Here is a 23,029-nt window from a genome sequence, read left to right as displayed (position 1 = left end):
GTTCACTGTCGGTGGAAAGGCGCTTTGCTGTCTACGGCCAGATAAGCGCTTCGGTGCCTGCGCTGTCGCTGCTGCCGGTCACGCGTGTTCCGGACACTCTGGCCGTGCCGCTGGCAACCATCGAGAGCGCCTTGGGGTAGATCTGGTGTTCGACCTCCAGAACGCGGGCGGCCAGCGTGTCCGGTGTGTCGCCATCAAGAACGGGAACGGCGCCCTGCACGATGATCGGCCCATCATCCATTTCAGCCGATACGTAATGCACCGTCGCACCGTGCAATTTTACGCCTTCCTGCAAAGCCCGCTCGTGTGTGGCAAGGCCCTTGAACGAAGGCAGAAGGGCAGGGTGGATATTGATCATCCGGCCTGCCCAGGCATTGACGAGATAAGGCGTGAGGATACGCATGAAGCCTGCGAGGGCAACCAGTTCGATCTTGTGTTCCTTCAACACGGCATCAACGGATCGCTCGAATGCTTCCCGATCGCCTGCGAAGTCCTTGTGGTCGACAACGGCCGTCGGGATGCCGAATCCCGCAGCCCGCTCCAGTCCCTTTGCGTCCGGACGGTTGGAAAGAACCAGCGCGATTTCTGCCGGATAGTCGGGAGACATGGCGGCAGAAATCAGCGCGCCCATGTTGGAACCGCGCCCGGAAATCAGGATGGCTGTCTTTTTCCGGCTCATGCGCCGAGGTCCAGGCTGCCGTCAAACAGCACCGGTGCAGCGCCTTCAGCTTCGATGGTACCGATCCGGCTGACCGTTTCCCCAGCTTTGGCAAGGACGTCGGCAACCGCGTCCGCCGCATCTGAGGCGACGACAATCACCATGCCGGTGCCGCAGTTGAAGGTGCGCAGCATTTCCTTTTCAGCCACACCGCCCGATTTAGCGAGCCAGCCGAACACCGGCGGAACGTTGATCTGGGTGAGGTCGATGCGCGCGGAACAGTTCTTCGGCAGGACGCGCGGCAGGTTTTCCGGCAGACCTCCGCCGGTGATATGGGCAAGAGCCTTGATGCCGGATGTTTCCTTCAGGGCGGCAAGCAGCGGCTTGACGTAAATGCGGGTCGGCTCCATCAGAGCTTCGCCGAGTGTTTTTCCGGCAGCGAAGGGCGCTGCGTCCGACCAGGTCATGCCGGACAGTTCGACAATCTTGCGGACCATGGAATAGCCGTTGGAATGGACACCGGCAGAGGCAAGGCCAAGCAGCACATCGCCTGCGGCGACATCCGGCCGCGGCAGGATTGCGCCACGTTCAACCGCTCCAACAGAAAAACCGGCGAGATCGTAGTCACCTTCCACATACATGCCCGGCATTTCAGCCGTTTCGCCGCCGATCAGTGCGGCGCCGGCCATCTTGCAGCCGTCCGCAATGCCTGCCACCACATCCGTTGCGGTTTCCACGTCCAGCGCGCCGGTTGCGAAATAGTCGAGGAAGAACAACGGTTCTGCACCCTGAACCACCAGATCGTTGACGCACATGGCCACGAGGTCGATGCCCACAGTGCGGTGCTGGCCGGTTTCAATGGCAATCTTCAGCTTGGTGCCGACGCCATCATTGGCCGCAACCAGGATCGGATCTTGAAACCCTGCGCCTTTCAGATCGAACAGACCGCCAAAACCACCGATGTCGCTGTCGGCCCCGGGGCGAGAGGTTGCCTTGACCAGCGGCTTGATGCGGTTCACCAGTTCGTTTCCGGCATCGATATCGACACCTGCATCGGCATAGGTCAGGCCGTTGGGACCAGAGGATTCGCTCATGGGGCACTCCGAGACTGCGTGCGGTTGGCTGTGCCAGTGCGGATTACAGTCTGCTGCCAAGGAACACAAGAGGCGAGCGGCTCTGCGCAGGGCTTAAGAACAGATGGCGGGGTAACTTCCGCATCTTTCTTGGCTGCCCGGCCCGTTCAACCACCAGAAAGTGCATTGCCGGCAAACAGCAAGGCTGGCGGGCCGCCGTGGGGGGCCAGGACCGTGCAAGACTGACCATTCTGGACTTGACCCGAGGCAGGGTTTAATCCCATGTCCGCAGGAAAGCCATTTTCACGCGCCGGAACAACCGAGGAGCGCCATTCATGACCCTTCGCCGACAGGTACAGTTCTGGCTGATCTCTCTCATTGTCTTCTGCCTTTTTCTGTACGTCTTTTCCAGCGTGCTTCTGCCCTTCGTGGCGGGTATGGCCGTTGCCTATCTGCTGGACCCGGTTTGCGACCGGCTGGAAAAGCTGGGCATGGGGCGCATGTGGGCGACGCTTTGCATCCTGTTTGCCTTCGTTCTCATCTTGGTGATGTTCTTCATTCTGATCCTGCCGCTTCTGGGAAATCAGCTCTCGCTTTTCCTTGAGAAGTTCCCGGAGCTGATCCGCAAGCTTCAGAGCCTGTTGTCGGAGAATTTTCCGGCCAATCTTGCGTCTGTTGCCGGCATAAGCGCGGAAGATCTTCAATCCTCAATGTCCAATCTCATTGGGCAAGGCGCTTCCTTTATCGGCAAGCTGGCGCAGTCTCTGTGGAGTGGCGGTCAGGCGTTGCTGTCGATCCTGTCGCTCTTCGTCATTACACCGGTTGTCGCCTTCTACCTGTTGCTGGACTGGGATCGCATGGTCGCGCGGATAGACAGCTGGTTGCCGCGCCCTCATTTGTCGGAAATTCGCGGGCTTGCGCGGGAAATGGATCAGGCAGTTGCCGGATTTGTGCGCGGGCAGGTATCGGTGTGCCTGATCCTCGGTTCGTTTTACGCTGTCTCGCTGGCCTTGGTCGGGCTGAACTTCGGCCTTCTGATCGGAATGGCAGCGGGCCTCGTCAGTTTCATTCCGTTCGTCGGGGCCGGTTTGGGTCTAATCCTGTCTCTAGGTGTGGCAATCGTCCAGTTCTGGCCGGAGTGGCCCTGGATTGTCGCGGTCGCCGCGGTCTTTGGCATCGGCCAGTTTCTGGAAGGCAATATCCTGCAGCCCAAACTTGTCGGTGACAGTACGGGGCTTCATCCCGTGGCACTGATGTTTGCCCTGTTTGCCTTTGGATATCTCTTTGGATTTGTGGGGATGCTAATTGCAGTACCCGCAGCTGCAATGATCGGCGTGCTTGCACGCTTTGCCCTGAAGCAGTATCTGGCAAGCCCGGTCTACCAGGGAACAGACCATCCCGCGTCGGAACAAGAACAGCAGGTTTCAGAGTAGAAATGGCGGAAACACCACGCCAGTTGCCGTTGGAATTGCCGCATGAAGCGGCCCTGAGCCGTGATGACTATCTGGTTGGAGGCTCCAATCGGGCTGCGTTCGAACTTCTGGAGCGCTGGCCGGACTGGCCGTCGCCGGTCGTCGTGCTTGCGGGGCCTGTCGGAGCGGGCAAGACCCATCTGGTCCGGGCTTTTCAGGATGAAACCGGAGCGGCTGTTGTGCCGGCGGCTGAGCTTACGCCACACTCTGTGCAAACCCTCGTCGCAGCGTCCGCCTGCGTGATCGAGGATGCGCATCTGGGCATCGACAACACGGCGCTGTTTCACCTTCTCAATGCGGCGCGTCAGGCCGGCAAGACCGTGCTCATCACCAGCCGCACGTGGCCTGCAAGCTGGAAAATTTCCCTGCCGGATCTTCAGTCCCGTCTGCGGGCGGCAACCCCTGTGGAAATTCTGGAGCCGGACGACGATCTTCTGCGCCGGGTATTGGTGAAACTGTTCGCCGACCGTCAGATTGCGGTCGATCAAGGTGTCGTCGATTATCTTGTGGTGCGAATGGAGAGGTCGCTTGAAGTTGCCATGCGCGCTGTCGAAGCGATCGATCAAGAGGCTTTGGCCGGACGCGTGAAGATCACGAAACCACTGGCAGGGCGGGTCTTGGAAAATGTGCATAAAGGCCAATAATCGCCGATACTTCCACAGGACTGTCATTTGTCCGCTTGGGACTTCATGTTAGTCACGTCGGCAACAACGCGGAATGGGTATGCTCTGCTCTGCCTGATTGAAGCGGAAGCTGCACGGAAAAAGGGATGATGCCATGAACGAAGCCCCTGATATTTCTGACATTCTGCCCGCTTCCACAGTTGCAGCCGATGGCAAGGGAACCGTGCCGGAACTGGCGCCAGAAGGTGAGCTGGCTACATCGCCGGCCCGTTTCATGAACCGCGAACTGTCGTGGCTGCAATTCAATCTGAGGGTTCTGGAAGAGGCCATGAACCCGAACCACCCGCTGCTTGAGCGGGTTCGGTTCTTGTCGATCTCTGCCAACAACCTCGATGAATTCTTCATGGTGCGAGTTGCCGGTCTGCGCGGCCAGCAGCGGGCGGACGTTACAAATCTGTCCGATGACGGCCTGACTCCAACCGAGCAGCTTCAGAAGATCAGCGATGCCGTGCGGGACCTGCAGGCCTCCCAGCAGAAGATCTGGGTGGAACTGCGCCGTGAGATTGCCGACAAGGGTATAGAGATCCCGCAGGGCGAGACGCTGGACCACGCGGACAGGGTCTGGCTGCAGGATTATTTCCTGGCTTATGTCTTCCCGGTTCTGACGCCGCTGGCCATCGATCCGGCGCATCCGTTCCCTTTCATTCCGAACCTCGGGTTTTCCATCGTCTTCGAACTGGCGCCCACATCCGGCGGGCGCGGAATGATCGCGCTGCTCAGAATTCCAAGCCAGGTCGACCGCTTCGTCCAGCTGCCCAACGGCGCAGATGGCGCAGCCCGGTTCATCGCGATCGAAAAAGTCGTCAGCCTGTTCATCGGACGCCTGTTTCCCGGTTACGAGATCCGCGGCAAGGGCGCTTTCCGCGTCATCCGCGACAGCGACCTGGAAATCGAAGAAGAAGCGGAAGACCTCGTTCGCCTGTTCGAGAGCGCCCTGCGACGCCGCCGCCGGGGTTCGGTGATCCGCCTGGAAATTCAGGAGACCACACCACCGGCTCTGCGCGAATTCGTGGCCGAGGCGCTGCACGTCGGGGAGAGCGAGATCTTTCTGGCAAACGGGCTGCTTGCGCTCAACAACCTGTCTCAGGTAGTCGATCTCGAGCGGCCGGATCTCAAGTTTCAGCCCTACACCGCCCGGTTTCCGGAGCGCATTCGCGAACACGGCGGCGACTGTCTTGCGGCAATCCACCAGAAGGACATCATCGTCCACCACCCGTATGAATCCTTCGATGTGGTGGTCCAGTATCTGCGGCAGGCAGCGCGTGATCCGGACGTGGTGGCGATCAAGCAGACGCTTTATCGCACTTCCAATGACAGCCCCATCGTGAAGGCCCTGGCAGAGGCAGCCGAAGCCGGCAAATCGGTTACGGCGCTGGTGGAGCTGAAAGCCCGTTTCGACGAGGAGGCGAACATCAAGTGGGCGCGCGACCTGGAGCGGGCAGGGGTGCAGGTGGTTTTCGGGTTCATCGAACTGAAAACCCACTCCAAACTGTCCATGGTGATCAAGCGCGAACACGGCCAGCTGAAGACCTATTGCCATATCGGCACGGGGAACTATCACCCGATCACCGCGCGAATTTATGAGGATCTGTCCTTCTTCACGGATGACCCCGGCATTGCCGAGGATGCAGCCCGCGTGTTCAACTTCATCACAGGCTACGCTCAGCCGGCGGAGCTGAACAATCTGATGGTCTCACCGGTCAATCTGCGCCAGCGCATGCTGGAAATGACCGAGGGCGAAATCGAGCACGCCCGCGCCGGACGTCCCGCGCAGATCTGGTGGAAGATGAACTCGCTGGTGGATCCGGCGATCATCGACGCGCTGTACCGTGCAAGCCAGGCAGGCGTGCAGATCGACCTGATCATTCGCGGCATCTGCTGCCTGCGTCCGGGCATTCCGGGCCTGTCCGACAACATCCGGGTGAAATCCATTGTCGGAAGGTTTCTGGAGCATTCGCGCATCTATTGCTTCGGCAACGGCCAGGGTCTGCCATCGCCGGAAGCGCATGTCTACATCGGATCGGCGGATCTGATGCCGCGCAACATCGACCGGCGGGTCGAGGTTCTGGCGCCGCTCAAGACGCCGACCGTACACGAGCAGGTGCTGGACCAGATCATGGTGGCCAACCTGAAGGATAACCAGCAAAGCTGGCGCATCCTGTCCGATGGCAGCCATGAGCGCATCGTTCCGAACGCCAATGAAGAACCCTTCAATGCGCATCAATATTTCATGACGAACCCCTCACTGTCGGGGCGTGGCAAGTCGTTGAAGAGTGACCGGCCGAGGCCGTTCCTGGAACGGCAAAAACGAGGTTAGCATGACTGCTGAGTTTCACCCGGCACGTGGCCGTCTCAACGGGTCCGGCCCTGTCGCAGTCGTGGACATCGGTTCCAACTCCGTGCGCCTCGTGATCTACGAACGCAAGGCCCGCACGCCGACGATGCTGTTCAACGAGAAGCTCCTCGCTGGCCTTGGCAAGGGCATTGCCGCGACCGGCCGTCTGGCTGACGATTCTGTTAATCTGGCGCTAGGAGAGCTGACCCGTTTCAAGACCCTCATCAAACACACCGGCTGTCAGGATATCTATATCGTCGCGACTGCTGCAGCGCGCGATGCGGAAAATGGTCCTGAATTCGTGCGCGAAGTCGAGCGCTCACTGGACGCGCCGGTCCGTATTCTCGACGGGAGTGAGGAAGCCTATTACTCGGCCCTTGGCGTGATTGCGGGCTTCTGGCAGCCGCGCGGCATAGTGGGCGACATGGGTGGCGGCAGCCTGGAGCTGGTGGAAATCGCCGACAACAAGCCGGGCGCCGGGGCAACGTTCCCCCTCGGCGGATTGCGCCTGTCGGAGGAGGCCGACGGCAAGATTGCCAAGGCGCAGAAAATTACCGAAGCCGCGCTCAAGGATTTTCACTGGCCTGATCTGGCACCAGGTGAACGGACGTTTTACGCCGTCGGCGGCACCTGGCGGTCGCTCGGGCGTCTGCATCTGATGCAGAACAATTACCCGCTGCACGTGATGCACAATTACGAAATCAGTGCGGAAGAGGCGATTGCCTTCTGCAAGCGGATCGCGGTTCCCAATCTCGAAGGAGTGGAGCTTGCCGAGATCGTCTCTAAGCAGCGCCGTCCGCTCGTCCCGATCGGCGCAGTGGTGCTGGAGCAGGTGCTCCTGTCGATGAAGGCGGAACGCCTGGTCTTTTCCGCAACCGGTGTGCGCGAAGGTCTGCTGCACGAAAAGCTGCCGCTGGAAATGCAGGCCCATGATCCGGTAATCGAAGCCGCACGCGAACTGTGCACGCTGCGGGCGCGCTCTCCTGCCTTTGCCGAGGAGCTGATCGTCTGGACGGACTCTCTGTTCCGGCAACTTGGCATTGAAGAAACCGCCAACGAGACCCGGCTGCGGCATGCGGCCTGCCTTCTCTCCGACATCGGTTGGCGAGCCCATCCGGACTATCGCGGCGAGCAAAGCCTCAACATCATTTCGAACGCGTCCTTCGTCGGCCTGGATCATGCCAGCCGCGCCTATCTGGCCGCGGCCGTCTTCTATCGCCACCAGGGCCTGCGGGAGGGCGATCTTTCGCCTGTGATCCGGGAACTGTTTACCGACCGCCTGCGCATTCGTGCCAAGGTTCTCGGCGCAACCATGCGCGTGGCATCACTTCTGAGTGCATCGATTGCCGGCATGCTGCCGAAGGTGGGCATCACCAAGACAGACAAGGGGCTGTCGCTCGACCTCGGCAAGGAGCTGGCCAATCTGGACGGCGAGCGCTTGCGCAAGCGCGCGAACCAGCTCAGCAAGATCATCGAGGTTGATGTTGCGGTAAACGCCGGCTGAGGGCAGGGATCGTTAGTCAGGGGACTTGAGGAAACAAAGCGGCAGAGGTTATTCCGCCGCTTCCTTTTCGACATCTTCCGGCTGTTGCGGTTGCTCGATCGCCACGATCTGCCGGTTCTGAAAGGCGAGGGCGACTTCGCCGCGCTTCAGCTTGAGTGCGGTTTCGCCGAAAAGCTCGCGCCGCCAGCCCTTCATGGCCGCCACATCGGCAGCGTCGTCTGCAGCAATCTTTTCAAGATCATCCACGGTGGCAATGACCTTGGCCGCAACGCCGTGGGCTTCACTGACCAGTTTCAGAAGAACCTTCAGGAGATCGACGGCTGCCGCCGAACCATCCGGAGCCTGACGGCCCTTGGGCAGTTTCGGCATTTCGTTCTTGGGAAGCGAAACGGCGCGTCTGACAGCTTTCAGGATTTCATCCGCGGACTTGGACCGCTCGAAGCCGCGTGGAATGGTTCTGAGGCGCGCAAGTGCTTCCGCGTCCTGAGGCTGCTGGGCCGCAAGTTCGTAAATGGCATCGTCCTTGACGACGCGACTGCGGGGAACATCGCGCGATTGCGCTTCCCGTTCGCGCCAAGCGGCGACCTCCATCATGACAGCCAGTTCAACCGGCTTGCGCACGCGCAGTTTCAAACGTTTCCAGGCCTGTTCCGGGTCGGTGCGATACGTGTTCACCGACGTCAGAACCTGCATCTCGTCCTGTACCCAGTGGATGCGGTCCTGCTCGGCGAGATTGGCTTTCAGGAATTGGTAAGCGTCGCGCAGATGCGTGACGTCCGCCAGCGCGTAATCCAGTTGCTTTGCCGTCAGGGGCCTGCGGGCCCAATCGGTAAAGCGCGAGGACTTGTCGATTCGTGCTCCGGTGACCTTGTAGACAAGCTGGTCGTAGGAAATGGAATCGCCGAAGCCACAGACCATGGCCGCCACCTGCGTGTCGAACAGCGGCGCGGGGATCAGTTCACCCAGGTGATAGATGATTTCGATATCCTGGCGGGCAGCATGAAAAACCTTTGTCACACTGCCGTCGCGCATAAGCTCGAAAAAAGGCTCAAGGTCCAGCCCTTCTGACAGGGCATCGACGATGAAGGCCATGTCAGGCCCTGCCATCTGGATGACGCAGAGCTTGGGCCAAAAGGTTGTCTCACGGAGAAATTCCGTGTCGACGGTCACGTAATCATGAGCGGCAAGACGCTGACACGCAGCGGCGAGATCTTTTGTTTTTGTAATCACATGCATGGTGACGGAAAGCTATACCCGAGTTCTGCCGCTTTGTCGCCACGAAAAGGTAATTTTCGCGCCCAACGCCCTTGAAAAGGCGCATTTTGTGCGCCTATGTTGAAGCTTAGGCGAGCGTGTGCGAGAGAACACACAAAGGAGTGGAAATGCGCAAGATACTGGTGGTGAATTCCAAGGGCGGTTGCGGCAAGACGACCCTCGCCACGAATCTTGCTGTCGCGCTTGCCGCCCGGGGAGAAGATGTTGCCCTTGCGGATGCAGACCGGCAAAAGTCCAGCCTCTCGTGGATCAAGCGCCGGCCCAAGAGCCTGGCGCGGATCGAAGGTCTCAACTGGAGCAAGGAAGAGGCCATCGGCGACAAGGACAAGGATCTTGATGCCGTCATCATTGACGGACCTGGCGGGCTTCGCTCCGAGCTGGCCAAGAACCTGATCGCCGAGGCTTCCGACATCGTTGTTCCTGTTCTTGCCTCTGCTTTCGACTGGGACGCCACCTTGAAGTTTCTCGACCGAATTTCCGATATCAAGCGCGTACGCAAGGGCAAGGCCGACATTCATGTGGTTGCAAACCGCATCGATCGCCGGTCCAACCAGGTTGGCGATCTGGAGCAACTGCTTGCCAGGAAGGGCTATCCGCTGCTTGCCCGGATATCCGAGCGGGTAGTTTATGCCCGCCACGCCGCGGCCGGATCAGGTGTGTTCGATTATTCCGACGCCGGTTCTCACGAGATCCGCGGCCAATGGCATCCACTGTTGCAGGCGGTCGACGCCTGAGAGAAATTCCGACCCGTTTCTCGTTCAAAAGGGGAGAGGCAAGCATAGTGCAAGCCTTTTCCTTGACTTTCGTGCCGCAACATGGATTGTGCAGCCGGACACGGCCTGCCTCCGGCGGGCCGTAACGATTTTCTATGCCAAGAAAAATGTCGAGGAATGAGAATGCACCCCTACCGTAGTCACACATGCGGTGACCTCCGTCTGTCCGACGAAGGCCAGACTATCCGTCTTTCCGGCTGGGTCCACAGGGTCCGCGATCATGGCGGGGTGCTGTTCATCGATCTGCGCGATCATTACGGCGTCACCCAATGTGTGGTCGACCCGGACTCCGCGGCCTTCAAACTGGCCGAAACCGTTCGCTCGGAATGGTGTATCCGCATCGACGGCAACGTGAAGAAGCGGACGGACGAAACCATCAACCCGGACCTGCCGACCGGTGACATTGAAGTTTTCATCCGCGAGATGGAAATTCTGGGTGCGGCAAAGGAACTTCCGCTGCCGGTCTTCGGCGATCTGGAGTATCCGGAAGAAGTGCGCCTGAAGTACCGCTTCCTGGATCTGCGCCGTGAGAAACTGCATCAGAACATGATTCTGCGCTCCAACGTGGTGCGCGATCTGCGCGACCGGATGTGGAACATCGGCTTCAACGAATTCCAGACGCCGATCATCACGGCCTCTTCTCCGGAAGGCGCGCGTGACTTCCTGGTGCCGTCCCGCCTGCATCCGGGCAAGTTCTACGCGCTGCCGCAGGCTCCGCAGCAGTTCAAGCAGCTGCTGATGGTCTCCGGCTTCGACAAGTATTTCCAGATCGCGCCGTGCTTCCGCGATGAAGATCCGCGCGCTGACCGCTCGCCGACGGACTTCTACCAGCTCGACATGGAAATGTCCTTCGTCACCCAGCAGGACGTGTTCGACACCATCGAACCGGTGATTGCCGGCTGTTTCGAACGTTTCGGCAACGGTCGTCCGGTCAACCGCAACTGGCCGCAGATTTCCTACAAGGATTCTGCGCTTTGGTACGGCACGGACAAGCCGGACCTCAGAAACCCGATCAAGATGGAAATCGTGTCCGAGCATTTTGCCGGGTCCGGTTTTGCGATCTTCGCCAACCTGCTGGAGCAGCCGGGTACGGAAATCCGCGCCATTCCGGCACCGAAGGGCGGCAGCCGCAAGTTCTGCGACCGCATGAACAAGTTCGCCCAGGAGCAGGGTCTACCGGGCATGGGCTACATCTTCTGGCGCAAGGCCGAAGACGGCTCCATGGAAGCGGCCGGTCCGCTGGCCAAGAACATCGGCCCGGAACGCACCGAAGCGATCCGCACGCAGCTCGGCCTCGAAGTCGGCGATGCCGCCTTCTTCCTGGGCGGTAAGCCGAAGCAGTTCGAGCCGGTTGCGGCCAAGGCCCGTGTCATCATCGGCGAAGAACTCGGCCATACCGACAAGGACCGCTTCGAATTTGCCTGGATCGTGGATTTCCCGATCTACGAGCGCGACGAGGAAACCGGCGAGATCGATTTCGAGCACAACCCGTTCTCCATGCCCCAGGGCGGAATAGAAGCGTTGGAAGGCGATCCGCTGGAAGTTCGCGGATATCAGTACGATCTGGCCTGTAACGGACACGAACTGGTGTCTGGCGCGATCCGGAACCACAAGCCCGAGATCATGTACAAGGCCTTTGAGATCGCAGGTTATCCGGCGGAGGAAGTCGATAAGCGTTTCGGCGGCATGGTCAACGCGTTCCAGTATGGCGCGCCTCCGCACGGTGGGTGCGCTGCCGGGATCGACCGTATGGTCATGCTGATGGCTGACGAGGCCAATATTCGTGAAGTTATGCTCTTCCCGATGAACCAGAAAGCGGAAGACCTGATGATGGGCGCGCCAAGCGAACCGACATCGGCGCAGCTTCGCGATCTGCATTTGCGTCTGAACTTGCCGGACGCGTGAGAACATCCTACTTGCGGGTGACCGTAAAATAGGGATACCCCTCTGCGAAAGAGGCGAGAGGCCGGCCCTGCCGGCCTCAGTCGTGTTATGCTTTGCAAGTTTTTGGAAAGGCGGCTTACAGTGCTCAACCCTGCAAAATGGGAGATCTGGCAAGACCCGGATGGCACGGTTCAAGTCATCAAGCGCCTGTTGAGCGAAAATCTTCGGGCCTATATCCCGCGCTACTTGGTGGCCTTCGTCTTCATGGGTTTGGTTGCGGCAACGACTGCCGCAAGTGCCTGGATCATGAAGGATGTCATCAACGAGGTCTTCATCAATCGCGACAAGATGATGATCTATGTGATCGCCGGCGCCGTCATCTGCATCTTCACCCTGAAGGGGGCTTCGACCTACGGCCAGATGGTTGTTTTATCGCGGGTCGGCAACGCAATCGTCGCGGATCTGCAGAATCGGCTTTTCCATCGTCTGACCAAACAGGACCAGGCTTATTTCGACCGGATGTCCTTGCCGGAACTCGGCATCCGCGTGAACACCGGTGCCGGCAGCGCACGTTCGGTCATTGACATGATCGTGCTCAGCCTCGGCAGGGACGTTCTGACCCTTATCGGCCTCGTCGGTGTGATGATTGTCCAGGATCCCCTGATGAGCCTGTTGGCGCTGGTCATCATGCCGCCGATCGTTGTCGGCGTCAGCTTTCTGGTCAAACGGGTCAAGACCTATGCCAAGCGGCAGGTTGTCTCAAACGCCAAGATCGGCTCGACCCTGCAGGAAACCGTTCTGGGAATTCGCATTGTCAAGGCTTTCAGGGTAGAGCCGACGATGCAGCAGAGGATGGCGACCTCCGTCGCCGAAGTGGAGCGCCAGTCCAACAAGATCGCCTCGCTGACGGCTCGCACGTCACCCTTGATGGAATCCCTCGGCGGTTTTGCAATCGCGCTGGTCATCTTCTACGGCGGTTACTCGGTCGTGGAATTGGGCAAGGATCCCGGTGCCTTCTTCGCATTCATCACTGCACTGCTGCTTGCCTATGATCCCGCGCGCCGTCTGGCCCGGCTGAATGTCAATCTCAGCAAGTCGCTGGTCGGTGTGCGCCTGATGTACGAACTGATCGATGAGCAACCAGATCTGGAGCAGATTGACAATGCGCCGGATATCAAGGTCAGTCGCGGTCAGATCGAGGTGCAGGACGTCAAGTTCTCCTACGGAGAAGGCGCCGCGCTCAACGGCCTGACCTTCACCGCTGAAGGCGGCAAGACAACGGCACTGGTTGGTGCGTCGGGCGCCGGCAAGTCCACCGTCTTTGCCCTGATCGAGCGCTTCTATGATCCGCAGGAAGGCACGATCTCCGTCGATGGCCAGTCGATCAAGTCGGTCACGATGGGCTCGCTGCGCCGGAACATTGCTTACGTGAGCCAGGACTCGTATCTCTTCAACATCAGTATCCGCGATAATATCGCCATCGGCAGACCGGATGCTTCTCAGGAAGAGATCGAGGCAGCGGCACGGGCAGCGAACGCCCATGACTTCATCATGGAAATGCCCGAAGGTTACAGCACCCTTGCCGGCGATGGCGGCGGCCGGTTGTCGGGCGGTCAGCGTCAGCGTATTGCCATCGCGCGCGCCATGCTGCTTGATGCGCCGATCCTGTTGCTGGATGAGGCAACCTCGGCTCTCGACGCGGAATCCGAAGCCAAGATCCAGGCTGCGCTTGAAACGCTGATGGAGGGTCGTACAACGCTTGTGATCGCCCACCGCCTCAGCACGGTTCGCCATGCACACCAGATCCTCGTCATGGACAGGGGGCGTGTTGTGGAAAGCGGTACGCATGATGAATTGTTCGAGCATGACGGAATTTACCGTCGGCTGTGCGAGCTGCAATTCCAGAGCCGCAACGAGGCGGCCGAATAAGCCGCAGCTTTGAGCGTCAAAACAAAAAAAGCCCGGGTCAGTTGCCCGGGCTTTTTGCATTCGAGGCAGATTTATTGGTTGGCGGTAATGCCGACCGACAGGATCTGCGGGATCATTTGCGGCGCAAACATCGCCGTTCCCATGATCTGGGACAGCGGAACAGGTGCGCCCGGAGCAGCCGTCAGTTCCAGCGAGCCGGGCGTGTTCAGGAACTGGGTCACAGCCTTGGCGATCTGGCCTTCCAGTTCCTTGTTCTGCAGCATGCCGAGCATCATGGGCAGCGTGCCGGTGAGGCCGGCAACATAGGTCGGCGTATCGACACCGGCCTTTTGCGATTCCTGATCCAGAACACGTCCCGTCAACGAGGCGTCGTCCAGCCGGATCTTGGCATTTTCGATGGTCACATTCTGCAGGAGCGCCATCGCTTCCTCAGGCTTTTCCGACTTTTCGTTGAGCTGGGTCACCACGTCCCGGGTAACCCCGCCCATGGACAGAGAAACAGACAGGCTGGCAGCGTCCTTGGCGTCGATCTTCAGTTCCGGAACCACGAGTGTGGCCGCTTTCGGATCCCATTTGCCCGATCCGGAAACATCGATTGTCAGGGTTTCATAGCCGAGTTCCGTGAGGGATTTCGTTTCCTCCGTTTCCAGCTCCTTGACGTCAATGGTGGCTCCGGTGACAGCAAACTGGCCCGCGGTCGGAAGATCGCCGTCCATGGCTTCGATCGAGGAAGAGATCTTGACGATGTCGGCAATCTGGTTGTCTTCATCGCGTATCTGAATGCTGTTGGCTTCAAAGGTCTTGTAGCCGGGGCCGACGGGCGGCGTATCTGAAGCAGCTTCTTCCGGGGTCGGCAAGAGAAGGTCGGTGACCTTGAGATCCGCCAGCGACATGCCGCCGTCCTTGGCGGTGAGCTGAAGGTTGCTCATGTCGAGGCTTGAAAGCTTGAGCCGCCCATCGGACTGAATTTCTCCACCCGTCAGAACGGTCGACGCGATAGTGACGCTGGCGTTTTCTTCGTCTTCCTTGCTGATGACGATGTCGCTGAGAGTTACGGCATCGCCTGCTTCGTCAACCGAACCATAGCTTTCGACGGTGCCTTTTTCAGCGTCCAGCAGGGTCAGAAAGGCATCGGCAATCTCGTTCCCGGACGGATCGAAGGCAAGCGCCGGGGAGGCTTGAAGGGCGAGCAGACTGACGGCGGCCGTCAGACCGGCTGCGATCCGGGGCGAACGGGAAAACATCATTGAAAATCTCCACGAAATAGAGGTGGTCCCACTCTGAGGGAAGTTCCACAGTGTGGCAAGGCGAAAGCCGGAGGAAGCAATAGCCGGGCTTATTCGGTCAAAATATGTCCTGCGTCACATTTTGCCCGGTTGAAACGCGAAGGCTGCATGCACACCGGTTTTGCCGCCTTTATGAATGTCAGGCTACGGCCTTTTCAGCGAAGGTCACGTTGGCGCGTTCGATGTCTTCCAGCGTCGGAAGACTGGCCTCGTTGCCCAGATGCTGGATTGCATGCGTCGAGGCGCCTCGTGCAAAGCGGAAATGCTGATCCCAGCTTCTCTCCGGCCAGCGCAGGTAGGATGCAATATAGGCGCCGTGGAACACATCGCCGGCACCGTTGGAATCGACCACCTTCGACAAAGGCACGTTCAGGGCGGGCATCACCTTGTCCGGACCGCCGGCTTCGTACCAGACCATACCTTCGCTGCCGAGCGTCACGGCGCCGACAGGGCAATTCTTGGTGCGCAGATACGAAAGCGTTTCACCGGTCGACATGCCAAGTTGCTGGCAGAAGCGTTCGGAAACGACCGCAATGTCGATTTGGTTGAGAAGCTCATCGGTGTTTTCGCGCACGGCACCGCCATCGAGAGACGTCAGGATGCCGAGGTTCTTGCAGGTGGTCGCATAATGCAGCGCTGCGTCCGGCATATGCCCGTCGAGGTGCAGAGCCTTCATGCCGGTCAGGGTGAGGGGAGGGAAAGGATGCAGGAACTCGTTGTCGCGGCAGCGGACGATGGCACGCTTGCCTCCCTGCGGCATGATGAAGGAGAGGGAACTTTCACGCACCTTGCGGCCGTGAATGGATATGCCGTAGGCCGCTGCCATGTCCAGGAACATACGTGCCAACCAGTCGTCTGCTTGCGAGCACAACAGCTCCGGCTTGCCGCCCAGCTTGGCGCAGCAAAACGCTGCCGTCACGGCGTTCCCGCCAAAGCTGATTGCGTAATCCCGGGCAATCGTCTTTTCATCTCCCGTCGGCAATTTGTCGGTCAAAAAAGTAACGTCGATATAGGCTTGTCCAATAAACAACGCCTGCATGTAACCCTCCCGAAGTCCGGTTTTTCTCGTCAGTTTTGCAGCTAACACGGCAATGAGGCAGGTGGCTTTGATCTGAATGAAACGACTGAATCTTCAGTCCTTGTTTACCCAGATCAGCCATGTTCAGAAAGAGCTTATCATGAACAGGCCTGTGACTTGTCTTTCCGCTATGTTGGTTTCGCTAAAACGGTGCTGATCGCCCTTGCGCTGGCGACCGCTCCGCTGTTTGCGATCAACATCATTCTCAACCAGTACGCGGAACGCCGCGCCGTCGTTGAGATGGAGGCCATGGGAAATGTGGCCATCCACCGAGCCGAAGAAGCGATTTCCACAACCGTTTCCCTGCTGCAGCGGCTGGACCGGGACGACGTTCAAACCTGCAACGCTGAAGACCGGGGCATTTACGAGAAGCAGATTGTCGAACACGGGATGATCGATGCCATCGGGCTCGCCGATGCCGCCGGTCAGCGCATGTGCATCATTCCGGACAGGGATCTGGCCGGCAAGATCGTGCTGCCGCCGATGCGTGAAGACGGCCCGCTTGTCGGCATCGGTATGCTGGACCGGAACTATCTGGGGGCACGCGCGGCAGTGATAAGCTGGGACCTGAAAGACCAGACCCGGCTTTTCGCGGAAGTAACACCCGCCGTGATAGCCATCGACCCGGGCCCGGAATATCTGCGTTCCTATCGCAGGGCCGAATTGCGACTTGGTAACAACCTGCTCTGGTACAGTGTCGGCGGATATAATTCCGAGGCCACGGATCCTTCGGAAATCCTGTCTGTCGAAGTTTCCTCTGAGCTTTATCCGCTTGTAGCGACGATCACCGCGCCGGTCTCTGCTGCCGGCAAGGTCGTGCAGGACCTGAAGGTCGTTGCCGCTGCCGCCTGTGCGGGGATTGCTCTCTTGTTCGTTGCCATCGGCATTTGGCTGTCCTGGCGGCCCGAACGGGAAGCCGACGACGAATTCATCGCCGCGATCCGCAATGGCGAATTCATTCCTTACTATCAGCCTGTCATGGATATCGAGAGCGGACGCCTGCGCGGGTGTGAAGTCCTGATGCGCTGGCGCCGTCCGAACGGCATGATCGTGTCACCAGGTCAGTTCATGGCCTATGCCGAAAACAACGGCCATATCTTCGACATGACCCGTCACATCATGCGCGTTTCCTCCGAGGAAATCGGCGACCTTTATGGCGACAATCCGGATTTGAAGCTGTCGATCAATCTTTTCGCGGGTCACTTCCTGGATCGGGAGGTCATTTCCGACATCCGTTCGATCTTCGAGAAATCGCGGATTTCCTTCCAGCAGATCGTCGTGGAGGTGACCGAACGCCATCCGCTGGAAGACATGGAACTGGCACGCAAGATCATCGCGGAACTGCAGGCGCTTGGTGTGCGTGTGGCGCTGGATGACGTCGGCACCGGCCATGGCGGCATGGCCTATCTGCAAAAGCTGGGCGTCGACATCATCAAGATCGACAAGATGTTCATCGATACCATCGGTTCGGACGACAACTCCACGACGATCGTCGATTCCATGGTCGAGCTGGCCGACAATCTGGGCATGGGCATCATTGCCGAAGGCGTCGAGATGGAAGAGCAGATCGATCGTCTGCTCGAACTGGGTGTGACCGCGGCTCAGGGCTATTACTTCGCAGCTCCCATGCCGGCTGACGAGTTCATCGCCTTTGCGGAACGGACCGAAGAAGAAGCCAACGAACGCTCAAGGCTTGCAGCGGAAGCAGCAGCGGCGGAGCAAGCAGCCAATGAAGCTGCGATGCGGAAGAACGCTGCAGCCTGATCCCTTTCTGGTGGGCTGCGCCTCCTCTCCCACAAGGGTCAATCTCACAATTTCTCGTGTGCCTGCTGGCGGACTTGCACACTTCTTGAGCCCTCCAGGCTATTTTCTGCGCTGTCTCGCCTCATAAACGGGCGAGACAAAAATGCGGGATGATTTATACATGCCAGGCGACTTGTCTGTACCGGCTGGACGGTATAAAGGGTGCAAAACTGTACTGACTGGACGGTAAAAAATGGCCGCGCGTTCGACACGCAGTTCGCATGAATCGAAATCGGAAATACTGAAAGCGGCAATCGAGGTCATCCGTCGCTCGGGTGCACAGAGCCTGACCATGGATGCCGTGGCCGAGGAAAGCGGTTTTTCCAAAGGCGGGGTGCTCTATAACTTTCCCACCAAGGACGCGCTGATCACCGGCATGGTTGAGTTTCTGGCAGGTCAGTTCGAAGCTGAAGTGGCAGCAGCAAGGGAGCGTAACCTGTCGTCCCAATCCGCCACCTTGAGCGCAATGATCGAGGTCACCGAAGGCTGGTTGGGCGAGCAGCGCGACCTGGCACAGGCCATGCTTGCCACAAAAGCGGACCGGCCCGAACTGAGCGAACCTTTCAGGGGGGTGAAATCACGGCTCAAGGCGGCCATCGAAGCCGAACTTCCCGACCGCGGCAAAGCCTGGTCTATCTGGGCCTGCCTGGAAGGTCTTCATTTCTCCGAGGCGCATTGCGTCACCATTTTTTCTGACGATGAACGCGCGCTGGTGTTTCAGGACCTCCGCAAGCGTCTGACCCAACTCAAAGACTAGAACGGAAGACCAAATGTTGGCACTTCACAAAGCCCCAATTCGCCGTTGGGTCGCCCTTCTGTTGACTGCCGGGATGCTTGCGTCCTGCCAGGACGATTCCGTCGATCCGGTTTCCGAAGCGGAGGCGAAGCTGAACGCCGCGCCCAGACCTGCGAAAATCTTCACGGTGACGGACCAGATCGGCCTTTTGGAACGACGCTTTGCTGGCCGGGTGGCAGCGGTGAAAACCGTCGACCTCTCATTCCAGGTGCCGGGAAAACTGGTCGAACTGCCGGTACTGGAGAGCCAGCACGTGAAGGAAGGCGACCTGATCGCCAAACTGGACACGACCGACTACGACCGGGCTGTACGACAGGCGACGATCAACGCCGAGCAGGCGAAAAGGGAACTCGATCGGCTGGAAACCCTGCGCGAACGGTCGGTCATCTCCCAGTCGGCCTACGACGAACAGAAGAACAAGTACGACCTTGCGCTTGAGACCCTGAAGGAAGCCAAGCAGAACCTCAAGTACACCACCTTGAAAGCACCTTTCGACGGTATCGTCTCCGTGCGTCTGGTCGACAATTTCACGACGGTCAGTGTGGGGACACCGGTTGTGCGGCTGCATGACGTATCGGAAATCCAGGTGGACATCAACGTTGCCGAGGCCTTGTTCGGACGGGTGTCGGCATCCGAGGTGGCCTCCATCGAGGCAAGATTTCCGGCTTACGGCGATAAGCACTTTCCGCTGACTTACCGCGAGCATTCCAGCCAGGTCGACGATGTGGCGCAAACCTATCGCGTTACCCTTGCGATGCCGCGGGAAGGGGCGGAGCAGCTCTCTCCGGGCATGACGGCATCCGTCACTGTGAAGTTTCTGCCAGAAGGCCTGGAACTGGGCGAACAGTTCCTGGTGCCCTCGAGTGCCATAGCTGTCGATAGTGACGGCAAATCCTACGTCTGGAAATTCGACTCAGGCTCTGGGGCTGTGTCCAAGCACCCGGTCGAAATAGGCACTGTGATGGGCAACTTCATCCCCGTCCGTGACGGCCTGGAAAAAGGCGACGAAATCGTTTCCGCCGGCGTTGCTTATCTCAGCGACGGCCAGGTCGTGCGGCGTTTGAACTGATCCGGTAGCGGACAGGCAAGAGGATCAGACAAAGTGGATATTGCACGCTACTCCATTCAAAAGCCGGTCAACACGTGGATGATCGTGATCATGTCGCTCCTGGGCGGCCTGTGGGGGCTTTATACGGTTGGACGGCTGGAAGACCCGGCCTTCACCATCAAGCAGGCTCAGGTTATTACCAGTTACCCGGGCGCAACGGCGGCTGAAGTCGAAAACGAAATTACCGAAAACCTCGAAACGGCCATCCAGCAGATGCCGCAACTGGATCTGATCACGTCCGTGTCGGAGCCCGGCCTGTCGCGCATCGGTGTTGAGATCAAACCGACCTATGACGGCGAGGAATTGCCGCAGGTCTGGGACGAGCTGCGGCGAAAGGTCAATGACGAGGTGCGCAACCTGCCGGCAGGGGCGGGCACGCCCCTGGTTTATGACGATTTCGGCGACGTTTATGGCCTGTTCTACGCCTTCACTGCCGACGGCTACACGAACCGGGACATTCGTGAAACGGTCAAGCGCATCCGCCGTGAACTTCTGACTGTGACCGGCGTCGGCAAGGTTGAAATTGCCGGCGAACCCGAGGACGTCATCTATCTGAACGTCAATCAGGACAAGATGGCAGGGCTCGGCATCACCTTCAACGATGTGATCAGTGTTCTGGATGCGGAAAACCGGATCCAGACCAACGGGTCCGGTATTTCAGGCGACAAACGCATTCGCCTGATGACGGCCTCCGCCTTCGACGATTTTCGGGGGATTCAGGACCTTGTCATCGGCCGGGCTGGGTCGACTGCCATGATCCGACTGTCCGACATCGCGACGCTGGAACTGGGAGAGCCCGAACGGCCGAACCGGCTCATAAGGCACAATGGTCATGCGGCCGTCACGATCGGGGTGTCCCAGGTCGACGGCACCAACATTGTCGACGTCGGCGAACGCGTGATCGAGAAGCTTTCCCAGGTCGAGGCGCAACTGCCCGTCGGTATGCAACTACATCCCATTTACGAACAGAATATCGTGGTCGATGAATCCGTGAACGGCTTCATCACGAACCTGGCCGCCTCCGTCGTCATCGTGATCGGGGTGCTGGCCCTGTTCATGGGGTGGCGCGCAGCCATCGTGGTGGGCACGGTGCTGCTGCTCACAGTGATGGCAACCGTTCTGTTCATGCGGATCTTCGCCATCGAGATGGAACGCATCTCGCTCGGTGCGCTGATCATCGCCATGGGCATGCTGGTGGACAACGCCATTGTGGTCGCGGAAGGCATGATGATCAACATGCAGCGGGGCCAGAAGGCAATCGAGGCAGCCAGCCGTGTCGTTAGCCAAACCATGTGGCCACTGCTGGGCGCGACCGTTATCGGCATCATGGCGTTTTCCGGAATTGGTCTGTCGCCGGACGCGACTGGCGAGTTCCTGTTTTCGCTTTTTGCCGTGATCGGCATTTCGTTGCTCCTGTCCTGGGTATTCGCGATCACGGTCACGCCGCTTTTCGGCAAGTACTTTTTCAGAACAGCCACCGGCGATCTGGAAAATCACGACCCCTACAAAGGTATTTTCTACAGGACCTATCGCGGGATCCTGATCGGCTCCCTGCATGTGCGACTGCTGACGGTCGCCGCTCTGATCGGGATCACCGTTGTCTGTGTCATGGCCTTCGGCAATGTGAAGCAGGCATTCTTTCCGGACAGCAATACCCCGATCTTCTATCTCCACTACTGGGCCCCACAGGGCACCGATATCCGGTCGACTGAGGCCGACCTGAAGGAAATGGAGAAGATCGTCCTGGCGGATGAACGCGTGGAGAAAGTCACCAGCTTTGCCGGTGGTGGCGCGACGCGTTTCATGCTGACCTACTCACCGGAAGACGCGAACCCGAGCTATGGTCACATGATCATCAGAACGCACAATCGCGAAGAGATCGACATGCTGGCGCTGGATCTGAGAGAGCGGTTCGCAGAGCTCTTCCCATCGGCGCAGATCATTACCAAGCGCCTGGTATTCGGCCCCGGTGGTGGTGCCAAGATCGAGGCTCGTTTCTCAGGTCCGGATGCGGACGTGCTCAAGCGGCTTGGCAACGAGGCGCAGGCGATCTTCGACAAGACGGAAAACAAGCTTGCCGACGTCAACACGGACTGGCGGCAGCGCGAACTCGTCGTGCGGCCGATCTTCGACGAGGATCGCGCCCGGATATCGGGTGTGACTCGGGAGGAATTGTCTGTTGCTCTGCAGTTTGCGACTGAGGGCGTTCGCGTGGGGTCCTATCGCGATATCGACGAAAGTGTTCCAATTGTCGCCCGCAAGGCCGACCAGAACGGCATCTCCGTGAACGAAAGCGTATCGGACGCTTTGGTTCTGAGTAGCAACGAACGCCGCTATGTGCCGATTGAGCAGGTGGTGCGGGACTTCGTGATGGAGCCTCAAGATACGCTCATCCATCGCCGGGACCGTGTGCGCACGCTTACGGTGAAGGCTGAAACGACAGGAGGCGAAACCGCGTCCGCGGCCCTTGCCAGGGTCCGCCCTCAAATCGAGGCCATCGAACTTCCGCCCGGATACGCACTGGAGTGGGGCGGCGAATATGAAAGCACCAACGATGCTCAGGCATCTCTGGGCGCACAGCTGCCGCTTGGTTTTCTGATCATGCTGATCATCTCGATCCTTTTGTTCGGCTCCGTGCGGCAGCCGCTGATCATCTGGCTGATGGTCCCCATGTCGATCAACGGTGTTGCCATCGCTCTTCTGGCCACGGATACGGCTTTCGGCTTCATGTCTCTCCTGGGCTTCCTGTCGCTGTCCGGCATGCTGATCAAGAACGCCATCGTCCTGCTGGAAGAGATCGATCTTCTGATTGGTGAGGGCAGGGACAAATACGAGGCGATCGTCGAGGCCAGCGTCTCGCGTATGCGCCCGGTGATGCTGGCGGCAATCACTACCATCCTCGGCATGGCACCGCTTCTGTCGGATGCCTTCTTCCGCGGCATGGCGGTGACGATCATGGGTGGTCTGGCGTTCGCCACAGTGCTCACATTGATCGCCGCACCGGTTCTTTATGCGCTGTTCTTCCGGGTTCGCCCGCCGAAGAAGAACAAGGCGAAAGCAGAACCGTCAGCCCCGGCGGATGCCGTTCCGGCCAACTGAGGCCAGACACAGCCATGACGATCAAAAGGCGGCCCTGGGCCGCCTTTTGTCTATGTACCCTCCCGCATCTGGCAAGCTGAGGCGCACAACAAAATCTGGGTGTGAAAGGGGCGAGACAACGTTTACTACAGCCTTCCTTAATCCCGTAATATCAGTCTCTTGTAGGCGGTTTCGGACTCATTTTCTGAGTCTCCCGCAGAACCGCGCCCATCTCGATCACCACACAGTCTGATTAAGCCGCTCATCGGCGTTTCCTCCAGAACATGAAGTCCG

16 protein-coding genes are annotated in these 23,029 nt (G+C 59.0%); 11 read left to right on the top strand and 5 right to left on the bottom strand.

Translation table 11 applies throughout. The annotated features are described in order from the left end of the window. Positions 1-31 precede the first annotated feature (31 nt). Positions 32-679, bottom strand: a complete 648-nt coding sequence (gene purN / locus V1T76_RS09980; RefSeq protein ID WP_330560517.1) for a phosphoribosylglycinamide formyltransferase — start codon at positions 677-679, stop codon at positions 32-34. Next, positions 676-1,752 carry a phosphoribosylformylglycinamidine cyclo-ligase gene (gene purM / locus V1T76_RS09975; protein WP_330560516.1) on the bottom strand — a complete coding sequence of 359 codons (1,077 nt, stop codon included), beginning with the start codon at positions 1,750-1,752 and terminating at the stop codon, positions 676-678. The genes purN and purM overlap by 4 nt, the downstream gene beginning before the upstream one ends. Before the next feature lie 314 nt (positions 1,753-2,066). On the opposite strand from purM, the gene V1T76_RS09970 reads away from it, so the two are divergent. From V1T76_RS09970 to V1T76_RS09955, 4 genes are all read left to right on the top strand, one after another. Beyond that, positions 2,067-3,164 carry an AI-2E family transporter gene (locus V1T76_RS09970; RefSeq protein WP_330560515.1) on the top strand — a complete coding sequence of 366 codons (1,098 nt, stop codon included), beginning with the start codon at positions 2,067-2,069 and terminating at the stop codon, positions 3,162-3,164. Between the two features lie 2 nt (positions 3,165-3,166). After that, positions 3,167-3,847: a DnaA ATPase domain-containing protein gene (locus V1T76_RS09965; RefSeq protein WP_330560514.1), complete on the top strand. Its 681-nt coding sequence runs from the start codon at positions 3,167-3,169 to the stop codon at positions 3,845-3,847. A 133-nt stretch (positions 3,848-3,980) separates the two neighbouring features. Beyond that, complete coding sequence (locus tag V1T76_RS09960) at positions 3,981-6,203, top strand: RNA degradosome polyphosphate kinase (RefSeq protein ID WP_330560513.1); 2,223 nt, start codon at positions 3,981-3,983, stop codon at positions 6,201-6,203. Position 6,204: 1 nt separating this feature from the next. Beyond that, entirely contained in the window at positions 6,205-7,725 is a 1,521-nt protein-coding gene (locus V1T76_RS09955; RefSeq protein WP_330560512.1) for a Ppx/GppA phosphatase family protein, read from the top strand. A gap of 48 nt (positions 7,726-7,773) precedes the next feature. On the opposite strand, the gene rnd is transcribed toward V1T76_RS09955, so the two are convergent. Further along, positions 7,774-8,961 carry a ribonuclease D gene (gene rnd / locus V1T76_RS09950; RefSeq protein WP_330560511.1) on the bottom strand — a complete coding sequence of 396 codons (1,188 nt, stop codon included), beginning with the start codon at positions 8,959-8,961 and terminating at the stop codon, positions 7,774-7,776. A 146-nt stretch (positions 8,962-9,107) separates the two neighbouring features. Between rnd and V1T76_RS09945 the strand changes: the two genes are divergently transcribed. From V1T76_RS09945 to V1T76_RS09935, 3 genes are all read left to right on the top strand, one after another. Continuing rightward, complete coding sequence (locus tag V1T76_RS09945; RefSeq protein WP_330560510.1) at positions 9,108-9,734, top strand: ParA family protein; 627 nt, start codon at positions 9,108-9,110, stop codon at positions 9,732-9,734. Positions 9,735-9,896: 162 nt separating this feature from the next. Further along, the gene (gene aspS / locus V1T76_RS09940; protein WP_330560509.1) at positions 9,897-11,678 is read left to right on the top strand and encodes an aspartate--tRNA ligase; all 1,782 of its coding nucleotides are present in this window, start codon (positions 9,897-9,899) and stop codon (positions 11,676-11,678) included. A gap of 120 nt (positions 11,679-11,798) precedes the next feature. Further along, the gene (locus V1T76_RS09935; protein ID WP_330560508.1) at positions 11,799-13,586 is read left to right on the top strand and encodes an ABC transporter ATP-binding protein; all 1,788 of its coding nucleotides are present in this window, start codon (positions 11,799-11,801) and stop codon (positions 13,584-13,586) included. 71 nt (positions 13,587-13,657) lie between these two features. On the opposite strand, the gene V1T76_RS09930 is transcribed toward V1T76_RS09935, so the two are convergent. Beyond that, complete coding sequence (locus V1T76_RS09930) at positions 13,658-14,833, bottom strand: hypothetical protein (RefSeq protein WP_330560507.1); 1,176 nt, start codon at positions 14,831-14,833, stop codon at positions 13,658-13,660. Between the two features lie 178 nt (positions 14,834-15,011). Continuing rightward, entirely contained in the window at positions 15,012-15,911 is a 900-nt protein-coding gene (locus tag V1T76_RS09925; RefSeq protein ID WP_330560506.1) for a sugar kinase, read from the bottom strand. A gap of 156 nt (positions 15,912-16,067) precedes the next feature. On the opposite strand from V1T76_RS09925, the gene V1T76_RS09920 reads away from it, so the two are divergent. The 4 genes from V1T76_RS09920 (at position 16,068) to V1T76_RS09905 (ending at position 22,756) form a co-directional block, all read left to right on the top strand. Further along, on the top strand, positions 16,068-17,714 hold the full coding sequence (locus V1T76_RS09920; protein ID WP_330560505.1) for an EAL domain-containing protein: 1,647 nt from the start codon (positions 16,068-16,070) through the stop codon (positions 17,712-17,714). A 232-nt stretch (positions 17,715-17,946) separates the two neighbouring features. Further along, entirely contained in the window at positions 17,947-18,510 is a 564-nt protein-coding gene (locus tag V1T76_RS09915; RefSeq protein WP_330560504.1) for a TetR/AcrR family transcriptional regulator, read from the top strand. Between the two features lie 13 nt (positions 18,511-18,523). Next, positions 18,524-19,618: an efflux RND transporter periplasmic adaptor subunit gene (locus V1T76_RS09910; protein WP_330560503.1), complete on the top strand. Its 1,095-nt coding sequence runs from the start codon at positions 18,524-18,526 to the stop codon at positions 19,616-19,618. A 33-nt stretch (positions 19,619-19,651) separates the two neighbouring features. Beyond that, positions 19,652-22,756: an efflux RND transporter permease subunit gene (locus V1T76_RS09905; protein WP_330560502.1), complete on the top strand. Its 3,105-nt coding sequence runs from the start codon at positions 19,652-19,654 to the stop codon at positions 22,754-22,756. The last annotated feature ends 273 nt before the right edge of the window (positions 22,757-23,029 follow it).

Origin of the sequence: Roseibium sp. FZY0029 (genome assembly GCF_036350355.1) — a bacterium.
GTDB lineage: Bacteria > Pseudomonadota > Alphaproteobacteria > Rhizobiales > Stappiaceae > Roseibium.
This window is presented reverse-complemented; position numbering and strand designations above follow the sequence as displayed.

Coding starts and splice junctions, on each gene's coding strand:
- purN (WP_330560517.1), bottom strand. CDS start 679: ATGAGCCGGAAAAAGACAGCCATCCTGATTTCCGGGCGCGGTTCCAAC.
- purM (WP_330560516.1), bottom strand. CDS start 1,752: ATGAGCGAATCCTCTGGTCCCAACGGCCTGACCTATGCCGATGCAGGT.
- V1T76_RS09970 (WP_330560515.1), top strand. CDS start 2,067: ATGACCCTTCGCCGACAGGTACAGTTCTGGCTGATCTCTCTCATTGTC.
- V1T76_RS09965 (WP_330560514.1), top strand. CDS start 3,167: ATGGCGGAAACACCACGCCAGTTGCCGTTGGAATTGCCGCATGAAGCG.
- V1T76_RS09960 (WP_330560513.1), top strand. CDS start 3,981: ATGAACGAAGCCCCTGATATTTCTGACATTCTGCCCGCTTCCACAGTT.
- V1T76_RS09955 (WP_330560512.1), top strand. CDS start 6,205: ATGACTGCTGAGTTTCACCCGGCACGTGGCCGTCTCAACGGGTCCGGC.
- rnd (WP_330560511.1), bottom strand. CDS start 8,961: ATGCATGTGATTACAAAAACAAAAGATCTCGCCGCTGCGTGTCAGCGT.
- V1T76_RS09945 (WP_330560510.1), top strand. CDS start 9,108: ATGCGCAAGATACTGGTGGTGAATTCCAAGGGCGGTTGCGGCAAGACG.
- aspS (WP_330560509.1), top strand. CDS start 9,897: ATGCACCCCTACCGTAGTCACACATGCGGTGACCTCCGTCTGTCCGAC.
- V1T76_RS09930 (WP_330560507.1), bottom strand. CDS start 14,833: ATGATGTTTTCCCGTTCGCCCCGGATCGCAGCCGGTCTGACGGCCGCC.
- V1T76_RS09925 (WP_330560506.1), bottom strand. CDS start 15,911: ATGCAGGCGTTGTTTATTGGACAAGCCTATATCGACGTTACTTTTTTG.
- V1T76_RS09915 (WP_330560504.1), top strand. CDS start 17,947: ATGGCCGCGCGTTCGACACGCAGTTCGCATGAATCGAAATCGGAAATA.
- V1T76_RS09910 (WP_330560503.1), top strand. CDS start 18,524: ATGTTGGCACTTCACAAAGCCCCAATTCGCCGTTGGGTCGCCCTTCTG.